This is a genomic window from Flavobacterium sp. (assembly GCF_028712645.1).
In the GTDB taxonomy this organism is placed as follows: Bacteria; Bacteroidota; Bacteroidia; order Flavobacteriales; family Flavobacteriaceae; genus Flavobacterium.
This window is the reverse complement of sequence record NZ_JAQTPQ010000338.1, coordinates 1-3,151: the sequence shown is the minus strand read 5'-3', so window position 1 is coordinate 3,151 and position 3,151 is coordinate 1. Positions and strand designations below refer to the sequence as shown.

General features: G+C 34.0%; 3 protein-coding genes and 1 pseudogene. 2 read left to right on the top strand and 2 right to left on the bottom strand.

What is annotated here, in order from left to right; translation table 11 throughout:
• The first annotated feature begins 32 nt into the window (after positions 1-32).
• The gene (locus PHC28_RS17455; protein ID WP_300103542.1) at positions 33-578 is read left to right on the top strand and encodes a transporter; all 546 of its coding nucleotides are present in this window, start codon (positions 33-35) and stop codon (positions 576-578) included.
• A 22-nt stretch (positions 579-600) separates the two neighbouring features.
• The gene (locus PHC28_RS17450; protein WP_300103541.1) at positions 601-1,719 is read left to right on the top strand and encodes a GTP cyclohydrolase; all 1,119 of its coding nucleotides are present in this window, start codon (positions 601-603) and stop codon (positions 1,717-1,719) included.
• A 232-nt stretch (positions 1,720-1,951) separates the two neighbouring features.
• Here PHC28_RS17450 and PHC28_RS17445 read toward each other — a convergent pair whose 3' ends face one another.
• Together PHC28_RS17445 and PHC28_RS17440 are read right to left on the bottom strand one after the other, a co-directional pair.
• Positions 1,952-2,635, bottom strand: a complete 684-nt coding sequence (locus tag PHC28_RS17445) for a pyridoxamine 5'-phosphate oxidase family protein (RefSeq protein WP_300103540.1) — start codon at positions 2,633-2,635, stop codon at positions 1,952-1,954.
• Between the two features lie 65 nt (positions 2,636-2,700).
• A pseudogene (locus tag PHC28_RS17440) lies at positions 2,701-3,151 on the bottom strand (pyridoxal phosphate-dependent aminotransferase family protein); the annotation flags it as partial.

The following is a 3,151-nucleotide window of genomic DNA, read 5'->3' as shown; positions in this document are numbered from 1 at the left end:
TTTATGATCCTTTCAAAAATTAAGAAAAAAAAATCAATGTTTACAGCTGGAAAGCGAATCATTCGTTTAATTGGCACCAATTTATACCCGCAGTTTCAGTATTTGCTGGTGCTAATTTAACCTTTTCGAATAATCCCTATTATTTTTCTCCAGACGCAGCCATTTCTCCAAAAATAATGTTGATTGCCCAAAACCATTTAGGTGATGGAAGTTGGGTTTTTGTTACCAATATTATTGCCGATTATATTGGAACTGATTATCCAAGTTACGGTTATGGAATTACGTTGACCAAAGGTTTCAACCGAAAATGGTCTGGTTTTATAGAAAATCAAGGTTATATGAGTGATTTTTACAGCGATGCCATCGTTCGTGGTGGAGCCGCTTATTTAATCGATGACAGTATGCAAATTGACGCCTCTATTAGTACAAGTCTAAAAACTACACCATCTATATTGTATGGAGGAATTGGGTTTTCCTGGCGCTACGATGCCAATTACAAAGAAGTGCGAATGAAAATTGACACTGGAGATTCAGACAAAAAAGCTCAAAGAAGAGCCAAAAAAACTAAAAAAGGATAAAACAACAACTGAAAACACGACGATGATTACCATAAAAGAAGCTCTTACAAAAAAGGAAATGACCGAATTCGTCAAATTTCCTTTCTCCTTATACAAAGACAACAACTATTGGGTGCCACCCATAATTTCCGATGAAATAGAATCGTTTGACAAAACCAAAAATCCAGCTTTCGAAAACGCAGAAGCTTATTTTTATTTGGCTTATAAAAATAATGAAATAGTTGGACGAATAGCCGCTATCATTAATTGGAGTGAAGTCAATGATCAACAGAAAAAGAAAGTCCGTTTTGGTTGGTTCGATGTAATTGATAACATTGAAGTGACAAAAGCTTTATTGGAAAAAGTCTATGAATTGGGTCGAAAAAACAATCTGGAACACGTGGAAGGTCCAATGGGATTCTCTAATCTAGACAAAGTAGGCGTTCTCACCGAAGGTTTCAACGAAATGGGAACAATGATTACTTGGTACAATCATCCGTACTTTGCCAATCATTTTGAGCAATTGGGTTTTATTAAAGAAAAAGAATATCTTGAAAGCAAGTTTCCCTTTTCAAATGTGAAAACGGAATTTTTCGAAAAAGCGAATGAATTGGTAAAAAGAAGATACCAGCTAACTCCGCTCAATTTCAAATCCACCAAAGAAGTAATGCCTCACGTAGATAAAATGTTTGATTTATTTAATGAATCTTACGCCTCTTTATCATCTTTCGTTGCCATTTCAGACGTTCAAAAGGAGTATTTTAAGAAAAAATACATCAGTTTCATCAATCCTGAATTCATCAAATTCGTCGAAGACAAAGACCATAATATTGTGGCATTCAGTATCGTGATGCCCTCTTTTTCAGAAGCCTTGCAAAAATCAAAAGGAAAACTATTCCCTTTTGGATTTCTACATTTGCTGAAAGCACGAAAACAAAGCAAGGATATGATTTTTTATTTAATTGGAGTACATCCTGAATATCAAAACAAGGCAGTAACCGCAATAATTTTTAATGAATATTATCATACCTTCAAGGAAAAAGGCATCGTGAATTGTTTTAGAACCCCTGAATTAGCTGATAATCTCGCCATTCATAACTTGTGGAAACATTTTGATCCCGTAGTTCATAAACGAAGATGTACTTACTTGAAAAACTTATGATTTTAGGCTTATCCCCCACTTATAACAGCATTTAAAAATACTTTTTTGGGAGTTACCACAAGGGTCGGGCTTTCCGTTACAATCTTTTTTGAGGCGAAAAAACCTCAAAAAAGGATTTTCGCTTCAATCCCTAACGCAAAATGTTGTAATAAATAGAATAAAACGAATTTTAGTAATTGGCAGTAGGTTTTAGTAAGCAGCAATCCTTTGAATACTACTTATAAACAATCAATTAAAATCCGTTTTTTCGTTTTTCGTAAAAATCCAAAACGTGTTGTGGAATTTCAATTCCATCTTTTAAAGTTTCGTCTGGAACTGGAAATTCACAAACCATTTTTATAGGAATTAGTCCAGACCAAAAATCCAATTCATAATCTTCTTTATTATCATTTGGAGGAGTATCTGCAATTTTTGCCGAAGCCGATTCAATATCAATTGCAATAACTCTCGTTGCCTTCATTTCATTTTCGTTGGGTTCTCTACAATAATCCCATCTATTAGGTACAAAATGATTGATAATTGTTTTTAAACCCTCTAGTTTTTCTTCATTAGTTAGCAATTCTCGAACTTTACCAAAAACCACAACCGAGCGATAGTTTACTGAATGATGAAAAGCGGAACGTGTCAATTTCATTGAATCTAAGTGCATTACACTCAAACAAACTTCTCCAGATTCGATTAACATATTGGTCATTCGGTTTTGCAAAGAGCCATGGATATACAAGGTTTCTTCTTTTCGTCCAAAATTAATGGGCTGAACAAAGGCCTTTCCGTTGACATTAAATGCCACGAAACAAATCTCGGAAGCATCTAAAACAGTATGAATTTCTTCTTTGTTATAACTCGCTTTTTTAGCTCCTCTTTTGACGGTATTCGATTCTGATTTTGAATATTCTTGTTTCATTTTGGTATTCATAAAAAAAACCTATAAGGTTTTAAAACCTCATAGGTTTGTATAAATAGTAACTTTATAATTCTTAATTAAGCATCTAAATCAACGGTTGTTTTACTAGCAATTTCTTTATACGTTCCGTTTTCCAATTTTTCTCGAATGGCTTCAAAAGCAGTAAGTGTTTCGTCAATATCTGCTAATGTATGAGGAGCAGTAGGAATTACTCGCAATAAAATCATTCCTTTTGGAATTACAGGATAGATAACAATAGAAAGAAAAATTCCGTAATTCTCTCTCAAATCATTTACCATAACCATTGCTTCTGGCACACTTCCTTCAAGGTAAACAGGAGTAACACAAGTGTTTGTATCTCCAATATTAAATCCTTTACTTCTCAATCCGCTTTGCAACGCATTTACATTCTCCCAAAGTTTATCTTTCAATTCCGATGAGTTACGCAACAATTCCAAACGTTTCAATGAACCAATAGTTTGAATCATTGGCAAAGCTTTGGCAAACATTTGCGAACGCAAGTTGTAT